Origin of the sequence: Flavobacterium album, assembly GCF_003096035.1 — a bacterium.
GTDB classification, from domain to species: domain Bacteria; phylum Bacteroidota; class Bacteroidia; order Flavobacteriales; family Flavobacteriaceae; genus Flavobacterium; species Flavobacterium album.
On sequence record NZ_CP029186.1, the window covers coordinates 2,457,941 to 2,481,524 of the forward strand.

The 23,584-nt window shown below is 43.3% G+C and carries 27 protein-coding genes; 11 read left to right on the forward strand and 16 right to left on the reverse strand.

All coding sequences use genetic code 11. The annotated features are described in order from the left end of the window. Positions 1-45 precede the first annotated feature (45 nt). Positions 46-1,662 (forward strand): SulP family inorganic anion transporter, encoded by a 1,617-nt coding sequence (locus HYN59_RS11015; protein WP_108778308.1) that lies wholly within the window; start codon positions 46-48, stop codon positions 1,660-1,662. Between the two features lie 50 nt (positions 1,663-1,712). Beyond that, positions 1,713-2,351, forward strand: a complete 639-nt coding sequence (can, locus tag HYN59_RS11020) for a carbonate dehydratase (RefSeq protein WP_108779717.1) — start codon at positions 1,713-1,715, stop codon at positions 2,349-2,351. A 129-nt stretch (positions 2,352-2,480) separates the two neighbouring features. Here can and HYN59_RS11025 read toward each other — a convergent pair whose 3' ends face one another. Beyond that, positions 2,481-3,680 carry an LETM1-related biofilm-associated protein gene (locus HYN59_RS11025; RefSeq protein WP_108778309.1) on the reverse strand — a complete coding sequence of 400 codons (1,200 nt, stop codon included), beginning with the start codon at positions 3,678-3,680 and terminating at the stop codon, positions 2,481-2,483. A gap of 133 nt (positions 3,681-3,813) precedes the next feature. On the opposite strand from HYN59_RS11025, the gene HYN59_RS11030 reads away from it, so the two are divergent. Beyond that, positions 3,814-5,019, forward strand: coding sequence for an NAD(P)/FAD-dependent oxidoreductase (locus tag HYN59_RS11030; RefSeq protein ID WP_108778310.1), 1,206 nt, complete (start codon positions 3,814-3,816; stop codon positions 5,017-5,019). Positions 5,020-5,126: 107 nt separating this feature from the next. Beyond that, positions 5,127-5,726 (forward strand): DUF4142 domain-containing protein, encoded by a 600-nt coding sequence (locus HYN59_RS11035; protein WP_245895546.1) that lies wholly within the window; start codon positions 5,127-5,129, stop codon positions 5,724-5,726. A 69-nt stretch (positions 5,727-5,795) separates the two neighbouring features. Here HYN59_RS11035 and HYN59_RS18070 read toward each other — a convergent pair whose 3' ends face one another. From HYN59_RS18070 to HYN59_RS11045, 3 genes are read right to left on the reverse strand one after another with little or no spacing between them, the layout of a single operon-like run. Then, positions 5,796-5,957 (reverse strand): DUF5670 family protein, encoded by a 162-nt coding sequence (locus tag HYN59_RS18070; RefSeq protein ID WP_181369423.1) that lies wholly within the window; start codon positions 5,955-5,957, stop codon positions 5,796-5,798. Positions 5,958-5,959: 2 nt separating this feature from the next. Further along, entirely contained in the window at positions 5,960-6,382 is a 423-nt protein-coding gene (locus HYN59_RS11040) for a response regulator (protein ID WP_425433047.1), read from the reverse strand. 42 nt (positions 6,383-6,424) lie between these two features. Continuing rightward, the gene (locus tag HYN59_RS11045) at positions 6,425-6,982 is read right to left on the reverse strand and encodes a helix-turn-helix domain-containing protein (protein WP_108778312.1); all 558 of its coding nucleotides are present in this window, start codon (positions 6,980-6,982) and stop codon (positions 6,425-6,427) included. Positions 6,983-7,194: 212 nt separating this feature from the next. Here HYN59_RS11045 and HYN59_RS11050 point away from each other — a divergent pair, with 212 nt between their 5' ends. Continuing rightward, positions 7,195-7,875, forward strand: coding sequence for a hypothetical protein (locus HYN59_RS11050; protein ID WP_108778313.1), 681 nt, complete (start codon positions 7,195-7,197; stop codon positions 7,873-7,875). A 148-nt stretch (positions 7,876-8,023) separates the two neighbouring features. Here the strand turns inward: HYN59_RS11050 and HYN59_RS11055 are convergent, their stop codons facing one another. Together HYN59_RS11055 and HYN59_RS11060 are read right to left on the reverse strand one after the other, a co-directional pair. Then, on the reverse strand, positions 8,024-8,407 hold the full coding sequence (locus HYN59_RS11055; RefSeq protein WP_108778314.1) for a DUF3037 domain-containing protein: 384 nt from the start codon (positions 8,405-8,407) through the stop codon (positions 8,024-8,026). Beyond that, a complete protein-coding gene (locus HYN59_RS11060; protein WP_108778315.1) occupies positions 8,385-9,179 on the reverse strand; it encodes a HipA family kinase in 795 nt (264 codons plus the stop codon). The genes HYN59_RS11055 and HYN59_RS11060 overlap by 23 nt, the downstream gene beginning before the upstream one ends. Before the next feature lie 452 nt (positions 9,180-9,631). On the opposite strand from HYN59_RS11060, the gene HYN59_RS11065 reads away from it, so the two are divergent. Further along, on the forward strand, positions 9,632-11,116 hold the full coding sequence (locus HYN59_RS11065) for a hypothetical protein (RefSeq protein WP_108778316.1): 1,485 nt from the start codon (positions 9,632-9,634) through the stop codon (positions 11,114-11,116). A 10-nt stretch (positions 11,117-11,126) separates the two neighbouring features. Beyond that, positions 11,127-11,747, forward strand: coding sequence for a DUF6705 family protein (locus HYN59_RS11070; protein ID WP_108778317.1), 621 nt, complete (start codon positions 11,127-11,129; stop codon positions 11,745-11,747). A gap of 150 nt (positions 11,748-11,897) precedes the next feature. On the opposite strand, the gene HYN59_RS11075 is transcribed toward HYN59_RS11070, so the two are convergent. The 7 genes from HYN59_RS11075 to HYN59_RS11105 form a co-directional block, all read right to left on the reverse strand. Further along, on the reverse strand, positions 11,898-13,400 hold the full coding sequence (locus tag HYN59_RS11075; RefSeq protein ID WP_181369424.1) for an FAD-dependent monooxygenase: 1,503 nt from the start codon (positions 13,398-13,400) through the stop codon (positions 11,898-11,900). A gap of 1 nt (position 13,401) precedes the next feature. Then, entirely contained in the window at positions 13,402-13,833 is a 432-nt protein-coding gene (locus HYN59_RS11080; RefSeq protein WP_108778319.1) for an SRPBCC family protein, read from the reverse strand. Between the two features lie 151 nt (positions 13,834-13,984). Further along, complete coding sequence (locus HYN59_RS11085) at positions 13,985-14,869, reverse strand: cation diffusion facilitator family transporter (RefSeq protein WP_108778320.1); 885 nt, start codon at positions 14,867-14,869, stop codon at positions 13,985-13,987. Between the two features lie 12 nt (positions 14,870-14,881). Then, positions 14,882-15,241, reverse strand: a complete 360-nt coding sequence (locus HYN59_RS11090) for a heavy-metal-associated domain-containing protein (RefSeq protein WP_108778321.1) — start codon at positions 15,239-15,241, stop codon at positions 14,882-14,884. Positions 15,242-15,340: 99 nt separating this feature from the next. Beyond that, positions 15,341-15,580 (reverse strand): hypothetical protein, encoded by a 240-nt coding sequence (locus HYN59_RS11095; RefSeq protein WP_108778322.1) that lies wholly within the window; start codon positions 15,578-15,580, stop codon positions 15,341-15,343. Positions 15,581-15,712: 132 nt separating this feature from the next. Continuing rightward, a complete protein-coding gene (locus tag HYN59_RS11100) occupies positions 15,713-16,477 on the reverse strand; it encodes a TIGR02757 family protein (RefSeq protein ID WP_108779719.1) in 765 nt (254 codons plus the stop codon). Between the two features lie 168 nt (positions 16,478-16,645). After that, the gene (locus HYN59_RS11105; protein ID WP_108778323.1) at positions 16,646-17,305 is read right to left on the reverse strand and encodes an ABC transporter ATP-binding protein; all 660 of its coding nucleotides are present in this window, start codon (positions 17,303-17,305) and stop codon (positions 16,646-16,648) included. A 282-nt stretch (positions 17,306-17,587) separates the two neighbouring features. Between HYN59_RS11105 and msrA the strand changes: the two genes are divergently transcribed. Continuing rightward, the gene (msrA, locus tag HYN59_RS11110; RefSeq protein WP_108779720.1) at positions 17,588-18,133 is read left to right on the forward strand and encodes a peptide-methionine (S)-S-oxide reductase MsrA; all 546 of its coding nucleotides are present in this window, start codon (positions 17,588-17,590) and stop codon (positions 18,131-18,133) included. A 441-nt stretch (positions 18,134-18,574) separates the two neighbouring features. Here msrA and HYN59_RS11120 read toward each other — a convergent pair whose 3' ends face one another. The 3 genes from HYN59_RS11120 to HYN59_RS11130 form a co-directional block, all read right to left on the reverse strand. Then, entirely contained in the window at positions 18,575-19,183 is a 609-nt protein-coding gene (locus HYN59_RS11120; RefSeq protein WP_108778324.1) for a hypothetical protein, read from the reverse strand. Between the two features lie 181 nt (positions 19,184-19,364). After that, positions 19,365-20,273, reverse strand: a complete 909-nt coding sequence (locus HYN59_RS11125; RefSeq protein ID WP_108778325.1) for a bifunctional metallophosphatase/5'-nucleotidase — start codon at positions 20,271-20,273, stop codon at positions 19,365-19,367. Then, positions 20,270-21,064 (reverse strand): 5'-nucleotidase C-terminal domain-containing protein, encoded by a 795-nt coding sequence (locus HYN59_RS11130; protein ID WP_108778326.1) that lies wholly within the window; start codon positions 21,062-21,064, stop codon positions 20,270-20,272. Before HYN59_RS11130 ends, HYN59_RS11125 begins: the two co-directional genes overlap by 4 nt. 122 nt (positions 21,065-21,186) lie before the next feature. Between HYN59_RS11130 and HYN59_RS11135 the strand changes: the two genes are divergently transcribed. From HYN59_RS11135 to HYN59_RS11145, 3 genes are all read left to right on the forward strand, one after another. Next, positions 21,187-21,633, forward strand: a complete 447-nt coding sequence (locus tag HYN59_RS11135; RefSeq protein WP_245895548.1) for a DUF6913 domain-containing protein — start codon at positions 21,187-21,189, stop codon at positions 21,631-21,633. Between the two features lie 2 nt (positions 21,634-21,635). Then, on the forward strand, positions 21,636-22,514 hold the full coding sequence (gene dapA / locus HYN59_RS11140) for a 4-hydroxy-tetrahydrodipicolinate synthase (RefSeq protein WP_108778328.1): 879 nt from the start codon (positions 21,636-21,638) through the stop codon (positions 22,512-22,514). 259 nt (positions 22,515-22,773) lie between these two features. After that, positions 22,774-23,580: an outer membrane protein assembly factor BamD gene (locus HYN59_RS11145; protein ID WP_108778329.1), complete on the forward strand. Its 807-nt coding sequence runs from the start codon at positions 22,774-22,776 to the stop codon at positions 23,578-23,580. Positions 23,581-23,584: the final 4 nt, after the last annotated feature.

Here is a 23,584-nt window from a genome sequence, read left to right on the forward strand (position 1 = left end):
CATGGGGTATCTGAAAGCATCAATCGTATTATATATTTTTTCGGTATGACAAAAAAGACAAATCTTTTTGGCAGCCTCAGGGCCGACTTTCCATCGGGCCTTGTGGTTTTTTTAGTGGCTTTGCCACTGTGTTTGGGTATTGCCCTTGCTTCCGGCGCGCCGCCGCTATCGGGTATTATTGCAGGTGTTGTAGGCGGTATCGTTATAGGCCTCCTGAGCAAATCGCACATCAGTGTTTCCGGTCCGGCAGCCGGGCTTATTGCTATAGTGCTGAGTGCTGTAGCGGCACTTGGCTCATTTGAAGCTTTCCTGCTTGCCGTTTTCCTGGCAGGTGTTTTCCAGGTAATCCTTGGCTTTATAAGGGCTGGCAGCATTTCTAATTATTTTCCCTCAAATGTTATCGAGGGTATGCTTGCCGGTATTGGGATAATCATCATTATCAACCAACTGGAGCACGCCGTAGGCTATGATAAAGGCGAAGAAGGCGACGAATCGCTTTTCAGGCTCGATGGCGGCAACCCATTTTCAGACATTCCGGATATCATCGGGCGCTTTGAAGGAGGCGCTGTTATCATTGCGCTTATTTCAATAGCTATCCTTATCTCGTGGGATAAGATACCGGCTTTAAAGAAACTGAAATTGCTTCCGGGCGCATTGGTAGCAGTAATCGCGGGCATAGTTGCCAATCAGTTGTTTATTGCTACAGGCAGCCATCTGGCGCTTGGGCCAACGCACCTTGTAACCCTTCCTGTACCACAGTCGTTTGAAGATATAAAAGGCTTTATAATACTGCCCGACTTTTCGGCAATAACCAACACCCAGGTATGGATAACTGCGGCCACCATAACTATAGTAGCCTCTATCGAAACGCTGCTGTGTATTGAAGCTTCCGACAGGATGGATGTACAACGCCGCTATACCGACACCAATAACGAGCTGAAGGCACAGGGTATAGGTAATATGCTCAGCAGCCTTATCGGCGGGCTTCCTGTTACCTCTGTAGTAGTGCGCTCTTCGGCAAATGCCAATGCAGGCGCAAGGACAAAAATGTCTACCGTCATCCATGGCGTATTACTGTTGATATGCGTTCTTGCCATACCGTCAATCCTTAATAAGATTCCACTGGCAACGCTTGCTTCTGTCCTCATACTCATAGGCTACAGGCTTGCAAAACCCGCCACGGTAAAGCATTTTTGGGAAAAGGGCAAATACCAGTTCGTGCCCTTCATAGCTACGTTGATTGCGGTTGTATTTACAGACTTGCTGAAAGGTGTAGCGCTTGGTATGATTATTAGCATTATCTTCGTGCTCAGGGGGAACCTTAAAAGAGCGTACAATTTCAGGAAGGAAGAATATGCCGATGGCGATGTGATTCATATCGACCTTGCGCAGGAGGTATCGTTCCTGAACAAAGCGGCCATCAAGAATACGCTCAATGACATACCGGAGAACTCCAGTGTTGTTATTGATGCATCGGATACCGTATATATTGCACATGATGTTTTAGACCTGATACAGGAATTCAGGGATATAAAGGCGAAAGAGATCAATGTGGATGTCAGGCTGGTAGGCTTCAAAGAAGCGTATGAGCTGGCTAATACCGGTCACGGCACGCAAAATGTGTTTGTTGAACATAAGGAAAAGAAGGAAAAGAAAAATTAAATTAGAAAAATAATTCCCGGGAAGGGTCGATATAAATAGAAGCAATGAAAATGAATGACGATTTTTATAAAAAGATATTAGATAACAACAAAATCTGGTCTGAAACCAAGCTGGCTGACGATCCGGAATATTTCCAGAAACTATCTAAAGGCCAGTCGCCGCCTTTGTTGTGGATAGGCTGTTCCGACAGCCGTGTGCCTGCCAATGAAGTGATAGGCGCGCAGCCGGGCGAAGTATTCGTACACAGAAATATTGCCAACATGGTAATCCATAGCGATATGAACATGCTTAGCGTGCTCGATTATGCGGTAAACGTATTAAAGGTAAAGCATGTTATCGTATGCGGCCATTATGGCTGCGGCGGCGTGAAGGCAGCAATGGGCAACGACTCCATTGGGCTTATCGATAACTGGATAAGGCATATAAAGGATGTATACAGGCATAACAAGCAATATCTCGATTCGATTATAAACGAGAACGACAGGTTCAACGCTTTTGTAGAATTGAATGTAAAAGAGCAGGTGACGGATCTCGCCAAGACATCGATCGTGCAGAATGCCTGGAGGAACGGGCAGGAGCTTTGCCTTCATGGCTGGGTGTACGGGCTTGATACCGGCATCGTAAAAGACCTTGAGGTGAATTACTGCGACAATGAAGAGCTTGCAAAAGTAGATCGCTTAAAATTTTAGTTGTATATAGTAGCCGCCTTCGGGCGGTTTTTTTATTCCGTCAAGGCATCAAGAAATAGTAATAGGGCTTCAAAAAAGCCGGTTTCTTTCCCTTCTTCGTATTCTTTATTCTTTTTTTCTTCGTTCTCTTTACTCATTATCTTCGAGGTTTTCATTAAAAACAGAAGGCAGCAATTGCGGTATGAATTTAATGAGCAACGGTAGCAGGAGGCTTCCGCCGGGTAGGAGGAATATGGTTAGCGAAGGCACGGTTTTACATATCTCCAGCAATTGCTTCTTCACTTTTTTCTTTTCCTTTTCGTCAAGGTTGCGATGGGTAGAGTGGGTAATAAGGAGCACAAGCTCGCCGTTATTCGATAGCTCTTTAATAAGGCGGTTCTTGTTCCGATTGATGAGCAGCTTTACGCTCTGTGCCGCATGGTCGTAAAAGTGCTTTACCGGGTTGGAATAATTGAAATACGGTATGTTCTTTTTGTTCCTGCGGATAAATACATCAAAGGAGGCAATGCTTTCGGCGGCGATCTCATCATCAATACCCAGCTGTCCGGCAAGGCGGTACAGGAAGTCGATCTCGCTTTTTTCGGCATTGCCATCGGTCCATATTGCCATTCCGGCCATATCCAGCAGGTAATTCTTTTCGGACTTCGACTGGAAATAATCCAGCTCCAGCTTACTGAAATCATCAGCCTTTATTTTAGAGAATTTCGTGTAGCGCACAGAAGATTCGAAAAGCTTCATCAGCAAGTCATCATACTCTGTTGTTTTGCTTTTGCTTTTCAGCGCAAGCGAAACGATGTTTAGTACCGTTTCTTCCAGCTTCTTAAGGTAATCTTTAGGTATCTCGCTATTTAGCAGGTATTGGCGGAAAGCCAGCACGTCCATTACGATAAGCGCATTGGTGAGTATGTGCGAAAAGCTACGGCTGAAAAGGTTATCATTGGTTTTGATGCGCTCCTCCAGTATTTCTTCAAGCTGGTGGCTCCTGGGCGATGCAGGCAGCACTTTTTTAAGCAGGCTTGAGCCTTCAGGCGTCATTTGTTTATAAAAGGCTACAGCCCTGCTGATAAATGCTTTCGTGTCCTGCTCATTGGTTACCAGCGTATGCACATCATAGAGTGTGTTGAGCAGCGCTGCCTTGGTAGTTTCCTCGATAGTCCAGCCCTTTGTCTCTTTTTCATCCAGGTTGTTGAACGAAACCACGTGCCCGTAAATGAAACCCGTATCCCGCACAGCCCTGTAAAATTCATGTGAATTTTGGGCTGCGGGCCGCTTGTTCTTTAGCTGTGCCAAAAACTTATCGATCCAGCCGCTGGCAGAAGGGTTTATCATCCTTGGTTAATTGTCACGCAAATCTATGCAATTTTTTGGGTATTGAACAACAGTTAAATAATTCATATAATTAAATAATGGTAAAATCATGGGTATCTAAAAAGAATAAATTTGTAAGAGAAGAACTAAATTTATGACACTAAAAGCAGGCTATCCTTTCTGGCTAATTAAAGACGGGCTTCCGTTCACATTCCCAAAATTAGACCATGATGCAGAAACTGAAGTCGCCATTATCGGGGCGGGTATATCGGGTGCGCTGGTGCGTTACCACCTTATCAATGCCGGTATAAACTGCATAACCATTGATGCGCGCACCATTGGGCTGGGGAGCACCAGCGCGAGTACCTCTTTGCTCCAATACGAAATCGATGTGCCGCTGTATAAATTAAGCGAAATGATCGGCAGGGAAAAAGCCGAAAGGGCATACAGGCTTTGCAGCGATGCGATAGACAAAATCGGGGCGATAGCCCAAAAGCGCGGTGTCGATTATTTCGAACCGAAGAAAAGCCTGTATTATGCCGCTTATAAGAAAGATGTAGCATGGCTGAAAAAAGAATATGATGCAAGGAAACAGGCGGGCTTTAAAGTACGTTACCTGGAAGCCGACGAACTGGAAGCGGAATATGGCTTTAAGGGTTTTGGTGCTATCCTTTCGGAGCAGGGCGCGCAAACCAACGCCTATATGCTGGCGCATTGCCTTTTGCAGCATAAGCATAAAAAAGGTAAAGCCAATGATATTTTCGACCGCACGACGGTAACAGATATTAAGCATAGTAAGAACGGCGTCGTATTAAAGACAGAAGGAGGCAATACGATAAAAGCTAAAAAGCTTGTGTATGCTACGGGGTACGAAGTTGTGAATTTTATCGATAAGAAGGTCGTCAACCTGCTGTCCACCTACGCGGTAGTAAGCGAGCAATATAACGAAAGGCAGTTCTGGAAAGATGAGGTGCTGATATGGAATACCGCTGACCCGTACCTCTACATGCGCACAACATCCGACAACAGGGTGCTGATAGGCGGTAGGGACGAGGATTTCCACGACCCGGCTCTGCGGGATAAGCTTATCAAAAAAAAGACAAAGCAATTGACGAACGATATTAATAAGATGTTCCCAGAACTTAAATTCAAGCCGGAGTTCAGCTGGACGGGTACCTTTGGGTCGACCAAGGACGGGCTGCCGTATATCGGTCCATACGATAAACTGCCCAACAGCTACTTTGCACTTGGATTTGGAGGTAACGGTATCACCTTCAGCCTTATTGCTGCCGAAATAATTACAGACATGATCCTGGGGAAAGAAAATAAGGATGTGGAACTGTTTTCTTTTGACAGATAACATTTACTTTAGTATTTTCCTAACACTTATTGTGATAACCCTAACAGCTGCCGAGGTTATTATGTTTTAATTTAGCTGAATAGCAATAATTTAAAACTAAACCTATCATGAAAAAAACTTCATTTTTTAGTAAAGCACTCTTAGCTGCGGCTGTTGTAACTATGTCATTGGGAACAACGTCATGCAAAAAAGACGAAAAACAGGAAGACCCTAAAGAAGTGGCTGAAGATGCCAACGAAGCTAAATTTGACGATGTGAATGATAATAAGGAAGATGATTCCGAATATCTTGTTGCCGCTGCCGAAGTGGATATGAAAGAGATCGAGCTCGGCAAGCTGGCGCAGCAGAAAAGCACTAATGCCGATGTACAGGCACTCGGGAAAATGATGGTAGAGCAGCATGAAAAAGCATCTGCTGAAACCAAAGCCCTTGCCGCAAAGAAAAACATTACGCTTCCTGCAGCCCTTACAGACAAAGGACAGGATGCTTATAAAGACCTGAATGATAAAACCGGGCATGATTTTGATAAGGCGTATGCTGACATGATGGTAGACGGACACGAAAAAACCATAGAAAAAATGGAAAAAGCATCAGAAAAAGCAACCGATGCCGATATCAGGATGTGGGCTGCTAAAATGCTCCCTACATTAAGGACACACCTGGAACATGCTAAAATGACTAAAGAAAAAGTAGACGCTGTTAAATAGTAGTTTATACAAATGAAAACTCCGGAGCCGCCTAAGCAGTTCCGGAGTTTTTTATTTTATAGGATAACCTTATTTGTCCGAAGGTTTTTTCTTGATGAGTGAGATCAATGCAAACACTAATGCCGCTACCAGGAGAAGGTTTATAAGTGCATTGGTAATAAACCATACGAATTTGCCCAGCACCCAGAAGATAAGGAATAGCAGCGCGACAATGTACAGTAATTTTTTCATGGCTACAGGCTCAGGATAAAACTGTCTTTGTTCAGTCCGTCGGTAATATATTGCCAGTTGATATGTACAACATCGCTCAGTATCTTTTTAAGCATGTTGAAGTCATTAGGCTTTTTAATGTATACATTGGCACCGGATACAAATGTATCTTCAATGTCCTGTTCTGAAGAGGAAGTGGAATAGATAGCTACTGATATTTTTTTTAGCCTCTCATCGCTGCGTATTTCCCGGAGACATTCAAGCCCCGATTTGCGTGGCATGTTAAGGTCAAGGAAAATGATATCCGGCAGTTGGTTTTCCGGCTCATAGAGGTGATCCATCAGTTGCTCACCGTCGTTAAACGTTGAGAACTCGTAATTTATTTTGACTTCTTCAAAAGCTTCCCTGAAAAATAATCGATCATCTTCATCGTCATCAGCAAGCATTATGTATAGGGATGTTGGCCGCATTATGATTTTTTCCTTCTTCTAAATTGATTCAGCGTAACGTTTTTGTCTCATTATTTTTTGAAACGCGGTGGGGGTAACCCCGGTAATATTTTTGAACTGTTGCGATAGATAGGCCACGCTACTGTAATTCATCATGAAAGATATCTCGGTAAGGGATAAATTTTCAGTCAGCAGCAATTGCTTCACGCGCTCAATCTTGTGCAAAATAATGAAATTTTCTATTGAAATGAAAGTAACTTCCGAAAATACTTGCGATAATGTCCTGTAGCTTTCGCCAAGCTTTTCCGCAAGGTAGGACGATATCTTCATCGATTGCATGCCCTTATCTGCATAAAGCATCTCGATGATGGCATTTTTGATCTTTTGGACCAGGATGCTTTTCTGGTTATCTACGATCTCAATACCGAAGGTTTTTAGCGATTCGATAAAGCTGTCATAGGTTTCCATAGCGATATTTTCCTTAAACTTAACATAGCCGGGCTCTGTTACCCTGCAGTTTATATTAAATTTATCAAGCTGTTGCTGCAGGAGCACTTTACACATCTTGTCAATGTTATATTTTATGTAAAGCTCCATTGTTGATCTTTTATATTCACTTAGTAAAAATAAAAAAATATTTTTAACGTGTGTTGAAGCTCGCTAAAAATATGAAATCGTAAGAAAAAATCGGGTTTGTAAGATAATACTTTAACAGGGTAGCCCCTGTTACGCCAGTTGAAAACATAAATATTCACTAATTCGCGTTCTCTTAACATTTGATGCAATAATTTTATACTTATAATTACGCTATGCCTTTTTTCCAAAATCCACCCGATGGAGGGATGCAGTATGCCGAAACCGACATGCACCATCTTTTTCCCGAACCGCTCAACATGATAACCTCCTGCTTCTTCCTTGCTATCGCCATTTACTGGACGATAAAGATACGCAGCCATTGGAGACAGAATACTTTTTTAACCTGCGCTTTGCTGTTGCTTTATATTGGAGGAATAGGCGGCACTATATACCATGGCTTCCGCCAGTGGAGGATTTTTATCATGATGGACTGGCTGCCTATAATGCTCCTGTGTGTTATGGCAGGTGTTTATTTTCTGGGGAAGATTACGAGGTGGTATTATGCTGTTGCTTTAATAGTATTGTATGCAGCGTTCCAATTATATGCAAGAGGGCAAATGGTACAGTCGGGTAATATGCAACTGTTCATTAATATCAATTATGCGGTGTTGGGAGGAATTGTGCTGCTCCCGGTTTTTGCCTATCTGGCCAGCACATCGTTCCGCCATGGCAAATGGGTGGCCTTTGCGTTGCTTGCATTTATATTTGCACTTACTTTCCGTGTTGCAGATGGCTGGGGCTGGATGGCAACCGGTACTCATTTCCTGTGGCATACTTTTGGCGCGGTCGCAGCTTTTTGCATGTTCCAATATATTTACCTTATAAATGGCGCTGCAACAAATACCAGAAAATAAAAAGATCCGTTTTCCAGGGTGGCATCGGAAAACGGATCAACATTAGTTTTGGTATTTGTTTATTTGTAAATTTAACAAAAAATAGCTGAATATTTAAACTTAACAAAATTTTAGTAGTTGATTCAGTGTTTTGATTAAATGTTAAACATTATAAAACCATTTCTTCAAATATTTTTAATATTTTATAATCAGGGTCGTCGCAAAGCCCCGGGTGCGGCCGCGAAGTTTGTATGACTGAACTGCGTACCGCTGTAAGCCACCGAAACCGCTCAGGCACTTCAAGCTGCGCAATGGGGCCGCCATTTTTTGCGCCACTGGCAATACGCTCGAACGACATAAGGTTGAGGCTTATCTGTGCGATGTCAAGCCCGGGATCAACGGCATGAAGCTTTGTTTCATTTATGGTATACAGCACTTTGATAAACCGCTTCCTTTTACAAAATACAACAACGCCTACGTTGATAAATTCTTCACGTTCAACACGCGGAACCACCCGTATTACCGCATACTCATATAAGTGCTTTTCTTGCATTTTGTGCCTGGTTTACAAAGATGTCTGAATTGTTTAAACGGGTCAGTAAGAACTGCGAATATACTTCGCGAATAGCATCGGGTGTCTTTTCCATTCCTTCCCAATGCAGCCAATCGTCAGGGATAAGCGCCACAATAGCGCGTATCTTAGCCTCGGTCAGTAGCGCTTTGTATTCGATATCAACTTCGGCCAGCAGGGAAGCTTGTGGTAGCAGCACATGGTCTTTTATAAGAGTAAAAGGAACTATTGCGTGACCTTCGGGATCATCAAAAGCGTGGTGGAAGTACAGGCTGGCACCATGGTCTATCAGCCAAAGTTCTTTATGCCATATAAGCATATTGGTATTGCGAAAGGTCCTGTCTACATTGGTAATGAAAGCATCCAGCCACACGATCTGCGAAGCCATTTTAGCATCGACAGTGGTGACCACAGGATCGAAATTTATGGCACCCGAAAGATAATGCAGCGCGAGGTTGAGCCCCTGGCTGGCCTGCAGCAGGTCCTGAATTTCCTCATCGGGTTCGGTACGTCCAAAGGCTTCGTCGAGGCTGGCATACACCAATTCCGGCACCGGAAGCCCCAGCGCCCTTGCTACCTCGCCTCCAATAAGCTCTGCGATCAGGGCCTTTGTGCCATGCCCGGCACCCTTGAATTTAAGTACGTAGTTAAAATTGTCATCAGCTTCGGCAATGGCGGGCAGTGAGCCCCCTTCGCGAAGCGGTGTTATATAGCGCGTCACGTTTACGGTGCGCAGCTGCGGAATGTCAGCCATATTTGGGCGTTTTATAATGTAAAAATAAGTATTTCAGACATAGCAATTGTTAGATTTAAGAGTTTGTAAATATTTCTTTTTAATGGTTCTTTTGCTATATCTTCACAACTCATAATGGCGCACAGGTAAAAATACGTGGTTGTATAAATCACGTAATTCTACTTGTGATCAAAGTAATTTTATTCTGTAATCTTGTCAGGATAAAAAAACTGAATTGTTCCAACCTTTTTATTGATAAGATACTCTTTATTATTAACAGCACCAAACCGGATAAAATATTAATGAAAACTTTATGCAATAAACTGGTAGATCTTATTGTTATAAAACAATCAAATTAAACCAATTAATAAACAAACGCTTATGAAAAAAACATTTAAAAACCGTGGCTGCTGCTGTTCGCTACTTTTTTTCTCCTCACAAATTGTGCAGAGGAATATGATATTCCCATTAGTATGGAAACTGCGATTAAACACAGGATTCTTACCGGTAGTGAAGCCCGCGAAAAGAAGGATGAATTAGTAGCTCATTTACAAAAACCGGGCGGCCAGGGTATGGCAAACCTTTCTAAACATTTTGCGGGCGACAGCAAATTCCGAAAGTTGGCAGATGTCCAGGGTTATATTGACTATAATGAGGTATATGAGGTCAAGTACAAAAATGGTGATGCCAACTATAGCTATATGCTTAATGACCCTAAATCTACAGAGCAGGTTTTTTATAACGTTGTGTTTAAGAAACGAGGGTCCTATTCAAAGTCGGTAGTTATAAAATATGAGATGGACCCATTATTCGCGCAGGAGTACAACGCCGAAAAAAGCGGTTTGGAAAATTTTAAAGGCATCATTTCGTTTGAAATTCTGGATGTTGATGCAGGCTTCGATTGTGGCGATGAGCCTAATATCAATATTCCCGTAAGCGGCGGCAGCGGGCCCGGAAATAGTGGTGGTTCCGGTGGAGGCGGCGGAAGCTCAGGTGGAGGCTCCGGCGGAAGCGGTGGCTCTGGTGGAAGTGGCGGTTCCAGCGGCTCAGGCGGCAGCGGCTACTACTACAACCAGGACCTTGTAAATGCCAAATACTTGGCGCTAATGATACAAGCAGCTCAAAATACTGGCCCGGATGATAGTGGTTGGACCAAAATACATAAATCACCGCGCAATTTAAGGACAGGTGCTGTAGATCCTAAACCTGTAGATCCAAGCAGTCCCTGCGGAGGTGAGGATGAGATTGGGATAATAGAGCCAATCTTAACACCACATGAAAAGAATTGTGAAGCGTTAAAAAGAATGACAAAAAATCTTCCTAATAATGCAAATAAAACTAGGAATTCAATAAATACTTTAAAAGGTACTACAAGTGATACTAAAGAACATGGATATGGATATAGTGACAGTGAGGATCCATTAGAGTTACAACTTGCGGCGGGTTCAGACATTGAATTGGAAGTCCCTACAGGGGGTGATATTTGGGGTGCTTCGCATACTCATCCTGACGTGGCTACTACTGAAGTTACACCGATGTTTTCAATAGCAGATATTTATATGCTTGGTAAAATTGCTAATGATTATGTGCCTTCTGCTAATCAAAGTAAAGATTATAGTAAATTTGTATTTACATTAACTGTAAAAGGAGGTCTAAATGGCACTGAAACTTTCGCTGTAAAAATTGACAATTGGACTGTGTTCAGAAGTTTTTGTATAACATATTCAAATATGACTCTTGAAGAAAAGAATACAGAAAGACTTAATTTGAAGAGAAGATATTTAAAAACTAGTAAGTCTCCAAGCAGTGATGCATACCTCATAGATTTGTTTAAATACATGAATGAGAAAAATTATGGAGGTTTTTCAATTTATAAAGCAAATGATGATTTATCACAATGGGATAGGCAAGTCTTTAATCCCGCTACAAACATTATTACACCTATGCCGTGCAACTAATTAAAAAATTATGAAAAATACAATTCTTATTATTAGTGCAATATTTGCATTGTCTTGCAAAGCACAAACACCTGTGAAATCATTGTATGAAGATAATATGGATATTCCCGGAGCATACTATAAAGATTCATTTAATGATCTGAATAATTTTGTTGGTACCTGGAAATATACCAATGGAACGACTTCACTAACAATTACCCTACAAAAAAAGGAAATGCAGAGTTTTGATAACGGGAATATTCAATATTATGAGGATGTACTTATAGGCGAATATAAATATATAGAAAATGGAGTTGAAAAAATAAGTACTTTATCAAGCCTTACTTTTAATAGTTCTAATTGGAAACATAATATTGTCGGAAATGTAATTATAGGTCCAGGCATGATGTATTGTCAGGATTGTGGGCCAAACGAGAGAAAAATTCTTTTAGCTTTTTCAGACCCCACAAGGGATATATTTGGTTTTGAACCTGAAATGATATTTCAGCGTAATGATAATGGAGGGACACAACGTTTAAAATTACTTTTCAAGAATACTGGAGTGCGAATGAAAAAATTTGAAGAAACTGAAATTTCTCCATACACAAGCTATACTATTCCTTTTGGGGAATATATGTTAGTAAAACAATAGATTAAATCCTGCCCGATGAAAATTCCCCTTCAACGTTAAGGGTGCCCGAACAGGATTATACTCTAACAAAAGTACCTTAAAAAAATAATGGGTTGTCATTGAGACAGCCCATTTTGTTTATTTACGTTCATCCTTTTTATTACCTAAATACTACATGAGCTTCAGGGCCTTTTCTACTTTCGTAAGATCCTTCCCTATATAAGCAATATAATTATCAGGCCGCAGTACAATGTAAAAATCACTGTGGCTTTCGAAAGGGTCAGGTATTTCGCTGAATGACAGCTTTGATAAAGGAACCGAAGAGGTAACTTCAGCTACATTTTCATTGCCAAAATATAGCAGCTTGTATGCGGGTTCCATAAGTTTGTCATAAATGCTTTCGCCATTTATCATGAACCACGGCATCCTGTCACCGGCCTCTGTCTTGCCGAGGCTGCTTTCTATGGTAAGCGGGCTGTCGGGATAACTGATGCCAATTTGCGACAGGGTAGGGAAGATGCGCTTGTTTATGAATGGTGTTTCGGTAGCAAATTTTATAAGCTTCGGGAAGAGGTACAGCCTGAAGATATTGGTAAGCCAGCTCGTACCGGCAAGTATATCGAACATCCTGTCGGTCGTCTTCAGCAGGTTTACGGCATTGGTACGGCGTTCTTCATCATAGGTGTCGAGCAGGCGGGCATTGGCTTTTCCCTGCAATACAAAAGCGAGTTTCCACCCAAGGTTATACGCATCCTGTATGCCGGTGTTCATACCCTGGCCGCCTGCAGGGGTGTGTATGTGTGCGGCATCGCCGGCAATAAAGCACCGTCCTTTACTAAACGACTCTACCATGCGGCTATGCACCCTGTAAGTCGAGAACCAGTATTCCTCCGGAAACTCCAGGGGGATTTCTGCCTGCGATATAAGGTCCGTTGCAATATCGGCAAATGTAGCCTTTCCGCGTTTGGCAAGGTCTTCGGGCACGCTGCCTATGACGCGGTAATGCTTTTCGCCTGCCATTGGAAAAAAAAGTACAAAGCCTTTCTCTATCATTACGAACCAGGCATCTTTATCTTCGGTCAACGGGCTTTCCATCTTTACATCGGCAACAAAAAAAGTGCGTTCCTGGGTATCTCCTTCAAAAGTAAGCCCAATCTGGTGGCGTACCGGGCTGGCCGCACCGTCGCACCCCACAAGGTAATCGCCTTTAATGACTTGCTCATTTCCCTGGCCGTCTTTATAAAAAACGGTCACTCCATCACCGGTGTTATCGAAACGCACGATTTCACTTTTCCATTGGACATTTGTACCCAGTTCCGAAAGGTGTTTTGCCAGCAGCTGTTCGGTTTTGCTTTGTTCCAGTATAAGCGCAAAAGGGAACGGGCTAAGCCCCTTTCCAAATGCACCGATCTTCATCTGTCCTTGCGTCTTGCCGTGTGACAGTATGGTAAACTGTTGCGCTATCTGCCCTTCAGCTACGGCTTTATCGGCAAGGCCCATTTCGTCAAAGATTTCCAGCGTACGGGCGTGCACCACCATTGCTTTGGAAAGATAGGTTGTGCTTTCATTCTTATCGAGTATAATGAGATCAATGCCATAGCGCAGCAGTTGGCATGCCAATGCGAGGCCTGTAGGACCTGCGCCTGCGATGATGACTTTTGTTGTCTTTTCCATCTTACAAGCCCTCGGCCACTTTTTTAAGTTCGGCCAACACACCGTTCCAATTGGCAGTGGCATGCTGTTTTTCGTCGTCGGTAGCAATGTTATCCTGTGTCAGGGTCACTACGGTCCTGTCGCCGCCTTCGGTAAGCGTATAGGTCACGAGGTTATAATTTTCGGGTTTGTCTTCTTTGCCGCCCATCGAGCTCCAGTAAGTCGCAGCGAATACTTCATTAGGTATCAGGGTCTTGATGGTGCCTTTATCCTCATATCCCTTACCGTTGTATTCGCCCTCATAACCTATTGCGCTGCCTTCTTCCCAGTCGGACGTTACTTTAGTTCCGTACAAGTATTTGGCGATTAGCTCGGGTGTCGTGATCGCTTTCCAAACCTTTTCAGCGGGGGCTTCTATGGTTACGGAAGTTTCTGCAGTGTAATTGCCTTTCATAATGGTGGTGGTTTTTATTATAAAGGTAATTAACTTTGATATGCAAGAAGTTAAGGTTAATCTAAAAGAAGTATGAATTTCAGGTTGGTAAATATTTGAAGATTACGGGCAATGAATGTTGTCATCAGTATAATAATGCAAATGGAAATTCCTAAGAATAATCATTGGGCTCGATGTGTACCAGTACATGGCCAAGCTCAGGCAGCCGGAGGCGGAGGGCATCTTCAAGCTCATGGGCCAGGATATGGCCAGCCTTTACCGATATATTAGCGTCTACCACCGCATGTAGCTCTACGTGGTAGCGCATCCCGGCTTTGCGGATAAAGCATTTTTCGGTATCCAGTATGCCATTCACGGTAACGGCTATCTTTCGGATATCGTTCACCATGTCGTCATACAAGTGCTCGTCCATGATCTCGCCTAATGCCGGCCTGAAGATGAGGTAGCTGTTGTAGAGTATGAATCCCGACGCAAAAAGCGCTGCCCAGTCGTCTGCCGATTCATAGCCTTTACCAAAATACAGGGCTATCGAGATTCCTGTAAAAGCCGCTACCGATGTTATGGCATCGCTGCGGTGGTGCCAGGCATCAGCTTTTAGTGCGGAACTGTTGGTTTCCCTGCTCTTCCGCATTACAAGGCGGAATGATATTTCCTTCCAAATGATGATGCCGCCCAGTATAAAAAGCGTCCATGATTCAGGGAGGCTGTGCGGGGTTTGGATGTTAACGATGCTTTCGTAAGCAATGATTGTGGCCGATGTGATGAGGAAGCCTACTACAATAAAGGTAATAAGCGCTTCGGCACGGCCATGGCCGTACGGATGGTTGTAATCGGCAGGTTTATTGGAATATTTGATTCCTATAAGCACCAGGAACGATGAAAAAATGTCGGTTGTCGATTCTATTGCATCGGCAATAAGGGCATACGAGTTGCCAAAAATTCCGGCAGTGCCTTTTATCAGCGCCAGCAATGCGTTGCCAATAAGGCTGAAATACGTTGCCTTTACTGCTTTTTCTACGTTAGCTGTATTTGTCATTCGCGTAAAGGGCTAGCCCTGTTTTTTACAACAGCCGTCCAGGCCTTCGTAGGCAGTTATATCGGCTTTTACATCGTCGGCATCATAGCCTAATTTGCTGATGGCTGCCTTTATTTTATCAAGATCCGTTTTTTTGCTATTGTAAGTCACCTTAATAGTCATGGCCTTTTCGTCAAGCACGATCATTTGGACACCTTTTTCTTTAAGCAGTGTGGTTTGCAGGCGGTCGCCGCAGCTTTCGCATTGCTTGCAGTGGTCGCAGTAAATAGCAGTTTTTATAATGGCAGTCTGTACGGTTTTTTGCTGCGCCGACGCAGTATTGGCGAACAACATCGCCGTAAAAGCGATCAGGATGAATTTTAGATATTTCATAGTTGGAAGTTTCAGCAAAGATACCTAAAACCCTTCAAACACGCTAAGGCCAACACTGTAATCTGTGTCGGCCTTAACATGATTAAAGCGGGAGTGTTCTTAATGAGAGTAATTTTCTCCGATAAATATCAGGATACCGCCTACTACAAGCAGGATAGCATTTGTCCTTAATGTGTTTACCGCTTTTTTAAGGTTCACATTATTGATCTCTACCTGTTCGCCCTGGGCTGTCCATTTATTGGCACCCTTAAGGCCGGCATATACACTCACTGCAAACAAAAGGCGAATGCCACTGTTAAGGCAGATTAAAAAACCTAAAATTTCAAGAATTATCAGCATAGTAATGGTTGGTTAATGAAGGCGCAATATATAAAATTTCCGCACTTTCTTAAAATTTTCCGCTATTTTGGTAATTGCCTATAATTCAGTATCAAATGACAATAATTCACTTTAAAGTTTTTCGGATATCAATCAAAACCCTTCAAAAACCCCCAACCCAAACAGCGCAAAATCATATTTTACGGGGTCAGCTTTATCCATTTCGCGTAAAGCGGTATCCAGTTGCAGCAGCGCTTTGGCATCGTTCTGTTTTCGGGTAAGGATGCCAAGCTTCCGCGCTACATTGCCGCTGTGCACATCGAGCGGGCAGGAGAGGAGCGAAGGCGAAATGCTTTTCCAGATGCCAAGGTCAACACCCGTGTTGTCATCGCGCACCATCCAGCGGAGGTACATGTTGATACGCTTCGCTGCCGAACCTGCCAACGGGTCGCTCACGTGCTTGTGCGTCCGGTTTTGATGTTCAATTTTAAAAAATACTTTCTTAAATTCGTGAATCGCAGGCTGCAGGCTTTCGTCTTTCTGGTGCGTTGCGAAAACCGCTTCAGGGCTGCCGTAGTTTCGGTAAATATGCCGCAGTGCTTTTATGAAAGTCGTAAAGTCCGAGCCGTTGAAGGTTCGGTGCACAAAGCTTTCAAGTGGTTCCAGGTGGTGTTCTTCATGGCCCATTACAAAATCATACGGGCTGTCCCCCATTAATGCGACCATCTTTTTTGCATTATTGATGATCATTTTCCGGTTGCCCCACGCAATGGTCGCGGCAAGAAACCCTGCAATCTCTATGTCTTCCTTTTGGGTAAAGAGGTGCGGTATCTGTATCGGGTCGCTGTCTATAAAATCGGGTTTGTTGTAAAGCAGTACTTTCTCATCGAGGAAAGCCTTGAGGTCTCCGGCATCCATTTTCTTTTCCATAATGCAAAAGTACGGAAGGAGGAGGAGAGTTGCAAAGTCCGGTTACAGAGTTGCAAAGTTGCAGAGTTGCAAAGTTGCAGAGTTGCAAAGTTGCAGAGTTGCAGAGTAAAAAAGTAATCGGCAGGTTCAGCTCAATCTCAATTCTCAATTCTAAAATCAAATCATCCTCCCATCGCTCATTACAAGCTTCCTGTCGGCCATGTTGGCAAGCTCTTCGTTGTGGGTAACGATCACGAACGTCTGGCCCATTTCGTCACGCAGCTTAAAGAACAGCTTGTGCAGGTTGTCGGCAGAAGCGGTATCGAGGTTACCCGAAGGCTCATCGGCAAAGATAACGGCGGGCTTGTTTATCAGTGCCCTTGCTACAGCTACGCGCTGCTGCTCGCCACCCGACATTTCGCCCGGCCTGTGGTCGATCCTGTGCGAAAGCCCAAGGTAGTCCAATAGTTTTTTAGCTTCGGCTTCGGTAGCGCTTTTTGATTTTCCGGCAATGAAAGCCGGTATGCACACATTTTCAAGTGCGGTAAATTCGGGCAACAGCTGGTGAAACTGGAAAATGAACCCCAGGTGCAGGTTTCGGAATTTTGATAACGCCTTATCCTTGAGCTTCAGTACATCCTCATTATTGATGACAAGGGAAGCGCCCGTTTCCTTTTTGGGCCGGTCGAGCGTACCGAGTATTTGCAGCAGCGTGGTCTTGCCTGCGCCGGATGCCCCTACGATAGAAACGATCTCGCCTTTTTTGATGTGGAGATCTACGCCTTTAAGGACGTGCAGCTGGTCATAATATTTATGGATGTTCGTGGCCTGTATCATTTGTGCAGTTTTCACAAAGAAACAAACATTTTAAAACATGGTGAAATCTTTTTTGGCACAATATTTCGTATATAGTATTGTAAAGTTTAGTTAACGGCCCTGCCGGACCGTTTTGTATCATTTAATTTTGAAAAACAATAATCAATGAAAAAAGTAATAGCAATAGCGCTGGCCACAATCTCAATGTCATGCCAGGGCAGTCCTAAGGCTTCGAAAGTTGCGGATAACGGTGCCGAAGGAGAAAAGGATGTTCAGTTAACAGATAAAAAAGGAGACTTAAAAATGGATAATAACAAGACGGAAACTGCCATATTTGCAGGAGGCTGCTTTTGGTGTACCGAAGCTTTCTTCACCGAGCTGAAAGGTGTGGAGAAAGTAGTGTCGGGCTATATAGGCGGGACAAAAGCAAACCCCACGTATAAAGAAGTGTGTACAGGGACAACCGGCCATGCGGAGGCAATAAAGATTACGTATAATCCAAGCGAGGTTGCCTATGAAGACCTTTTGGAGGTCTTTTTCGCGACTCACGACCCAACAACGCTCAACAGGCAGGGTGCTGATGTAGGTACACAATACCGCAGCGAGATATTTTATACTACTGATACACAGAAAGCATCAGCGGAGAATTTTATAAAGCTGCTTACCGACCAACATATCTATGACAAAAATATCGTAACCAAAATTACGAAGGCGCCCACGTTTTATCCTGCGGAAGATTACCACCAGGATTATTATGCGCAAAACAGCAGCCAGCCGTATTGCCAGGCCGTCATTACGCCAAAATTGGACAAGCTGAAAAAGAACTATAAGTCGAAGCTAAAACACTAAGCAGATTAGAATACGATATAAAGGCATTGCGGTTTTCGTGATGCCTTTTTTGATTTTAACTAAAGGGATTTTGTAAATTTACTATAAATCATGACCCGCATGGAAACTTCAAAACACAAACCCGCAAAGTCCTGCTACGATCACTTGGGCGGCAAGCTAGGTACCTTACCTTATTATTAGAGCAGTTTATCGAAAAGGGATGGATCGCAAAAGAGCAGTTCTCCGATAAGCACTATTTTATAACATCGAAAGGCGAAAAGGAATTTGAGGAGCTTGGAATTGACCTTTCTCAGATAAAAGAGGAATAATTTAATATGTCAGACGCATTCAATGCGTCTCTACATTACGGTTTTACAATCACAATACGGTACCTATCCGGGTCGGCATACGTAATGCCATTAACTTTCAGCCACTAAGCGCCTCAGCTTCTCAGCACCTTTTTTATTCCTCCATATCCCAGATATCAGTATTGGTAAACCTGATATCAAGCCTTGGCATCGTATAACCACTGGCCCCAATAGATTTGATGATAGCCGAAACCCTCATGTTCCTGCCCTCGAATTGCTGGTAATTGGTTACCATGTCCTGGTCGGCCATTTCAAAAGTTTCAAACGCATATATTGTCGTTGCTTTGTCATTGGCAGAGCATTTCAACCAGTTTTTACTTTCCTCATCAAGTGAAAAATAATTGAACATGCCTCCCTTTTTGAACATATTGTAAGGCGTAATAACATTCTTACCCTCAAACCCCTTTAGCTTTTTCAGGGCAGCCTCCTTATCAATTTCCTTATTTCCCAAAAGGCCGCTTACTGATGTCAGATACATATACCGAATAATACCGGCATCATCGCTCATTTCGTTTGCGCCTTTAAATCGTTTCAGGAATTCAAGGGAAATCTTCTCGGTTTCCTTCCAGTCCTCTTTTATAAGGAAGGGGATAATGCGGTTGTAGTCGTCTTCCGTTATCAGGGAGGCGGTTTCCTGTGCAGACGAAATGGTGTTGGAAAGCAGGGCTGCGAACAGCAAAAGGCAGTTTAATAAAGGTTTCATAAGTTGGTTTTGATTACAGCAATAGTAAGGAAAAGTTTCTCATCTTTTACAGTAATTTTAAACCTGCAGGATATTTTTTACCACAAATTTCCCGGTGAACTTTGCGGCCTTAGTGGTAAAATTAAACACTTAATTTCGCACGAAAGGAAAACCCGAAACCCGAAACCCACAACCCGAAACCTTAAACCACTATCGTCCTTCCCGAACCCGATTTTTTCCCCTTTTCGAAAGTAAAATCAATGCGCCCAAGATTGATGCCGTAGCAGCCTACCTGGTTCACCATAACCTCTTTACCCTCGACGTTCTTCTCAATTTGCGGCTTGGTAAGGAAGGTGTGCGTATGCCCGCCGATGATCAGGTCGATGTCCTTTGTCCTCCATGCCAGCACGAGGTCGCTCACTTTCTCTTTTTCGTCAGGATAAGCAAACCCAAGGTGCGAAAGGCAGATCACAAGGTCGCATTTCTCTTTATGTTTAAGGATACGTGTCATGTCCTGCGCTATTTCGATAGGGTTGAGGTACACTGTTTCTTTATATAGTTTCTTGTCTACCAGCCCCTGAAGCTCAACGCCAAGCCCGAAGATACCCACCTTAATGCCGTCTTTAACAATGATCTTATAAGGCTTCACAATACCATTAAGTACCGTGTTCTTAAAATCATAATTAGCTGAAACAAAGTCGAAATTAGCATGGGGCAGCATCGCATGGAAGCCGTCAATCCCATTATCGAAATCGTGGTTACCCATGGTGGAAAGGTCGTATTTCATCATGCTCATCAGCTTAAATTCGAGTTCGCCGCCATAATAATTAAAATAAGGTGTACCCTGGAAAATATCACCCGCGTCAAGCAGCAGTACATTGGAATTCTCGCGGCGTATTTGCTCTATCAGCGTTGCCCTCCGCGCCGCCCCGCCCATATTCGGGTATTTCGGGTCGTCAATGGCAAATGGGTCGATATGGCTATGCACATCGTTGGTGTGCAGTATGGTAAGTTTTTTTACTTCAGGGTCGTCAAAGCTGCTAAGCGATAACCCTCCCAGTACAAGCGCGCTACCGGCAGCTGTTTTTTGTATAAAATCTCTTCTTTTCATTGCTTTTCGGTTATAACGCGCAGCGATTTAGATGCATAAATAGTGTCGGTTGCCTTAAAATAATCAATGAAGACATTTCGCAGCTTGTAATCAAGGTCATAGGTGGCGACGCCCCTTTTGAAGAACGCCATGTTATCGCCGCCGTTCGACAGGTAATCGGATGTAGCAACGTTATATACTTTGCTGATGTCAAGCGTCTTGCCCTGTACAGTAATGTCTTTTACCATTGTAGCAGTTTTGTCAAGGTGTATTTCCATTCCGGCAAGCGGGTGCGGTTTTTTTTCACGGACAATATAATCGGCTATTTCGCGAACTTGTTCGCCTTTAAGTGCAATGACCACCATGCTGTTTTCAAAAGGCATGATATCAAAGGCAGTACGCGTCGTCACATTGCCTTTCGGGATGATCGAGCGTATGCCCCCGTGATTGAGAAGGCAGATGTCGACGTGCCTTTTTTCGCGTGCATACAATACTTTATCGGCAGCTTGCAGCGTTACATCAGCCATGAGGTTGCCTATTGCCGTTTGCCAGCCTTCAATTGATTTTGATTTATCAAGGGTTTCCGGCGCATAGGCAAGCACGCTGTCAAGGTCTTTGTTGATGTGGTCGCGATAGGGCTTTATAAAAGCTTCAATCTCTTGTGTATCAGCATACTCTTTGGTGACAGGGATTTTTTTGCCTTCTATTTTAGTGTTGTGCAGCCCTGTTGAACCGCAGGCAAAGAGCCCTGCCATTGCCGCGAGCAGGATAAACCGCCTTACAGGTGTGCTATACTTTTTAAAGATTATCATTGAGGAGACAGATATTTGAATTATTTTTGTATTCGACAAGTAAAAGTACTATGTTTTTAAAGTTTATTAAAGATTTTGGCCTAAAAAAGATTATTAAGAAAAAGTTATCCGGTTATAAACCGGTGTCATCACCAGACGTTGTAAAGACGGTAGGTATAGTGGTAGATGAAAGTTACTTTCTTGATAAAGAATTGCTTATAAGCGAGCTGGTCAACTTTGGTATTGACCGCAACGCTATCAAAACATTAAGTTTTAAGGAACGTGTAAAGCCCAAGGAAATTGTAGAGTGCTGCCATTTTACCCGTAAAGACATATCGGTTACAGGAAATTTCGAGAAAGCCGATGTGGCCGAATTTATAGATACACCTTTTGATATGCTTATCAGCTACTATGATGTGGAAAAACCGCCGCTGGTACTGGCCACACTGAAATCGAAGGCGAAGTTTAAAGTAGGCTTTTCCAGTGTTGATAACCGCTTGAACCACTTTATGATAAGCAGCCAGGCCGAAAAATACACCGAATTTATATCCGAACTATTCAAATATTTAAAGATACTAAACAAAATATAAGCATGCAGCAATTGACAGGCACGGGCGTTGCCCTTATAACACCCTTTAAGAAAGACTTTTCGGTAGATGTGGACGGGCTGAAAAGCGTTGTGAATTTCCAGATCGACGGTGGTATCGACTACCTTGTGGTATTAGGCACTACAGCCGAAGCCGCTACATTGACAAAAGACGAAAAAGAACTCGTTATAAAGACGGTTATCGAGGCCAATGCAGGCAGGCTGCCGCTTGTGCTTGGTGTTGGCGGCAACAATACCGCAGAAGTGGCGGAAGAGCTCAAAACGCGTGACCTTTCTGCTTTCGTGGCAATATTGTCTGTTTCGCCATATTATAACAAACCAACGCAGGAAGGCATTTACCAGCATTTTAAGGCTGTTGCCCAAGCATCGCCAATTCCTGTAATTTTATATAATGTACCGGGGCGTACGGCAAGTAATATGCTTCCTGCGACCGTGATACGCCTGGCAAATGATTTTAAAAATGTTGTGGCGATAAAAGAAGCCGCAGGGGATATCGTACAGGCTATGAAGCTGATACAAGGCGCTCCCCAAGGTTTCCTTGTTATTTCAGGGGACGATATGATCACGCTTCCTATGATTCTTGCAGGCGGTGCGGGCGTAATTTCTGTAATAGGGGAGGGCTTCCCGAAAGAGTTCTCGCAAATGGTGCGCCTCGGACTGGAGCGTAAGGTTGATGAGGCTTATAAACTGCATTACCTGCTTGCCGATTCTATTGATATGATATTTGAGCAGGGCAATCCTGCAGGCATCAAGCACGTCTTTAAAGAACTGGGCGTTTGCGGGGATACCGTAAGGCTTCCGTTGGTTAATGTCAACGAGGATTTAGCAGGCAGGTTGAGTGCTTTTGTAAAAAAGATCGGTTAATTGCAGAAAACTTAAGATCCTGCAATAAAAATATAAAAATACAGTTTAAAGAAGGTGCTTTCAGGGCATCTTTTTTATTGGCCGGATAATTAGCGGGAACTTTAAAAGGATGTGAAAATGAAATTTGTGGAATTCGTGAAATTCGTGGCAAAAGATCTTCCCCTGAAGGCGTTGAAAAAAGATTTTTGTATTACCTAATTATTACCTAATTTTGCAGTTGCTTTTAAAACAGCGGCTGTTTACAGCATAACCAATATTTATGGCAAGATTTTTTTACATACTCCTTTTTGCATTAGTGCTTACATCGTGCAGCCAGTTCCAGAAAGCGCTGAAATCAGACGATATCAAGTTGAAATATGAAGTGGCTGAGAAGCTTTATGAGAAGGGGAAATATTCTAAGGCCATACGCCTTTTCGAACAGATAGCGCCGTCCTACAGGGGCAAGCCACAGGCCGAAAAGATGTTTTACATGTATTCGCAATCGCTGTATAAAACAAGGCAGTATTACTCCGCGGGCTACCAGTTCGAGAGCTTTACGGCGGGTTACCCAAGGAGCGAAAAGCTGGAAGAGGCTTCATTCCTGGGTGCAAAAAGCTATTACCAGCTGTCGCCACGCTATTCGCTGGACCAGACAGATACCTATAAAGCGCTTGATAAATTACAGGCGTTCATCAATAATTTCCCGAACTCGCAGCTTATGCCAGAGGCCAACCTCCTGGTAAAAGAACTGAGGGAAAAGCTTGAGAAAAAGGCTTACGAGATCGCCAAGCAATACCACCAGACCGGTGAGTACTTTGGAGATTACAATGCAGCGATCAAGGCATTTGATAATTTTATCATCGATTTTCCGGGTACGCCTTTAAAGGAAGATGCCCTTTATTATAAGTTTGATGCGTCCTACCTTTTGGCGATAAACAGTGTGCCTTCCAAGATGCTGCAGCGCCTTAATGATGCTAAAGACAATTACAATGCGCTTGTAAAATTCAAGCCGGATACCAAATATAAAGCTGAGGCTGATGCAAGCCTTGCAAGGATAAACACTGAATTACAAAAATTTTCTAAATAAAAGA

Excerpts from the sequence above, each read along its gene's own strand:
- HYN59_RS11015 (WP_108778308.1), top strand. The coding sequence starts at position 46 with ATGACAAAAAAGACAAATCTTTTTGGCAGCCTCAGGGCCGACTTTCCA.
- can (WP_108779717.1), top strand. The coding sequence starts at position 1,713 with ATGAATGACGATTTTTATAAAAAGATATTAGATAACAACAAAATCTGG.
- HYN59_RS11025 (WP_108778309.1), bottom strand. The coding sequence starts at position 3,680 with ATGATAAACCCTTCTGCCAGCGGCTGGATCGATAAGTTTTTGGCACAG.
- HYN59_RS11030 (WP_108778310.1), top strand. The coding sequence starts at position 3,814 with ATGACACTAAAAGCAGGCTATCCTTTCTGGCTAATTAAAGACGGGCTT.
- HYN59_RS11035 (WP_245895546.1), top strand. The coding sequence starts at position 5,127 with ATGAAAAAAACTTCATTTTTTAGTAAAGCACTCTTAGCTGCGGCTGTT.
- HYN59_RS18070 (WP_181369423.1), bottom strand. The coding sequence starts at position 5,957 with ATGAAAAAATTACTGTACATTGTCGCGCTGCTATTCCTTATCTTCTGG.
- HYN59_RS11040 (WP_425433047.1), bottom strand. The coding sequence starts at position 6,382 with ATGCTTGCTGATGACGATGAAGATGATCGATTATTTTTCAGGGAAGCT.
- HYN59_RS11045 (WP_108778312.1), bottom strand. The coding sequence starts at position 6,982 with ATGGAGCTTTACATAAAATATAACATTGACAAGATGTGTAAAGTGCTC.
- HYN59_RS11050 (WP_108778313.1), top strand. The coding sequence starts at position 7,195 with ATGCCTTTTTTCCAAAATCCACCCGATGGAGGGATGCAGTATGCCGAA.
- HYN59_RS11055 (WP_108778314.1), bottom strand. The coding sequence starts at position 8,407 with ATGCAAGAAAAGCACTTATATGAGTATGCGGTAATACGGGTGGTTCCG.
- HYN59_RS11060 (WP_108778315.1), bottom strand. The coding sequence starts at position 9,179 with ATGGCTGACATTCCGCAGCTGCGCACCGTAAACGTGACGCGCTATATA.
- HYN59_RS11065 (WP_108778316.1), top strand. The coding sequence starts at position 9,632 with ATGGAAACTGCGATTAAACACAGGATTCTTACCGGTAGTGAAGCCCGC.
- HYN59_RS11070 (WP_108778317.1), top strand. The coding sequence starts at position 11,127 with ATGAAAAATACAATTCTTATTATTAGTGCAATATTTGCATTGTCTTGC.
- HYN59_RS11075 (WP_181369424.1), bottom strand. The coding sequence starts at position 13,400 with ATGGAAAAGACAACAAAAGTCATCATCGCAGGCGCAGGTCCTACAGGC.
- HYN59_RS11080 (WP_108778319.1), bottom strand. The coding sequence starts at position 13,833 with ATGAAAGGCAATTACACTGCAGAAACTTCCGTAACCATAGAAGCCCCC.
- HYN59_RS11085 (WP_108778320.1), bottom strand. The coding sequence starts at position 14,869 with ATGACAAATACAGCTAACGTAGAAAAAGCAGTAAAGGCAACGTATTTC.
- HYN59_RS11090 (WP_108778321.1), bottom strand. The coding sequence starts at position 15,241 with ATGAAATATCTAAAATTCATCCTGATCGCTTTTACGGCGATGTTGTTC.
- HYN59_RS11095 (WP_108778322.1), bottom strand. The coding sequence starts at position 15,580 with ATGCTGATAATTCTTGAAATTTTAGGTTTTTTAATCTGCCTTAACAGT.
- HYN59_RS11100 (WP_108779719.1), bottom strand. The coding sequence starts at position 16,477 with ATGGATGCCGGAGACCTCAAGGCTTTCCTCGATGAGAAAGTACTGCTT.
- HYN59_RS11105 (WP_108778323.1), bottom strand. The coding sequence starts at position 17,305 with ATGATACAGGCCACGAACATCCATAAATATTATGACCAGCTGCACGTC.
- msrA (WP_108779720.1), top strand. The coding sequence starts at position 17,588 with ATGGATAATAACAAGACGGAAACTGCCATATTTGCAGGAGGCTGCTTT.
- HYN59_RS11120 (WP_108778324.1), bottom strand. The coding sequence starts at position 19,183 with ATGAAACCTTTATTAAACTGCCTTTTGCTGTTCGCAGCCCTGCTTTCC.
- HYN59_RS11125 (WP_108778325.1), bottom strand. The coding sequence starts at position 20,273 with ATGAAAAGAAGAGATTTTATACAAAAAACAGCTGCCGGTAGCGCGCTT.
- HYN59_RS11130 (WP_108778326.1), bottom strand. The coding sequence starts at position 21,064 with ATGATAATCTTTAAAAAGTATAGCACACCTGTAAGGCGGTTTATCCTG.
- dapA (WP_108778328.1), top strand. The coding sequence starts at position 21,636 with ATGCAGCAATTGACAGGCACGGGCGTTGCCCTTATAACACCCTTTAAG.
- HYN59_RS11145 (WP_108778329.1), top strand. The coding sequence starts at position 22,774 with ATGGCAAGATTTTTTTACATACTCCTTTTTGCATTAGTGCTTACATCG.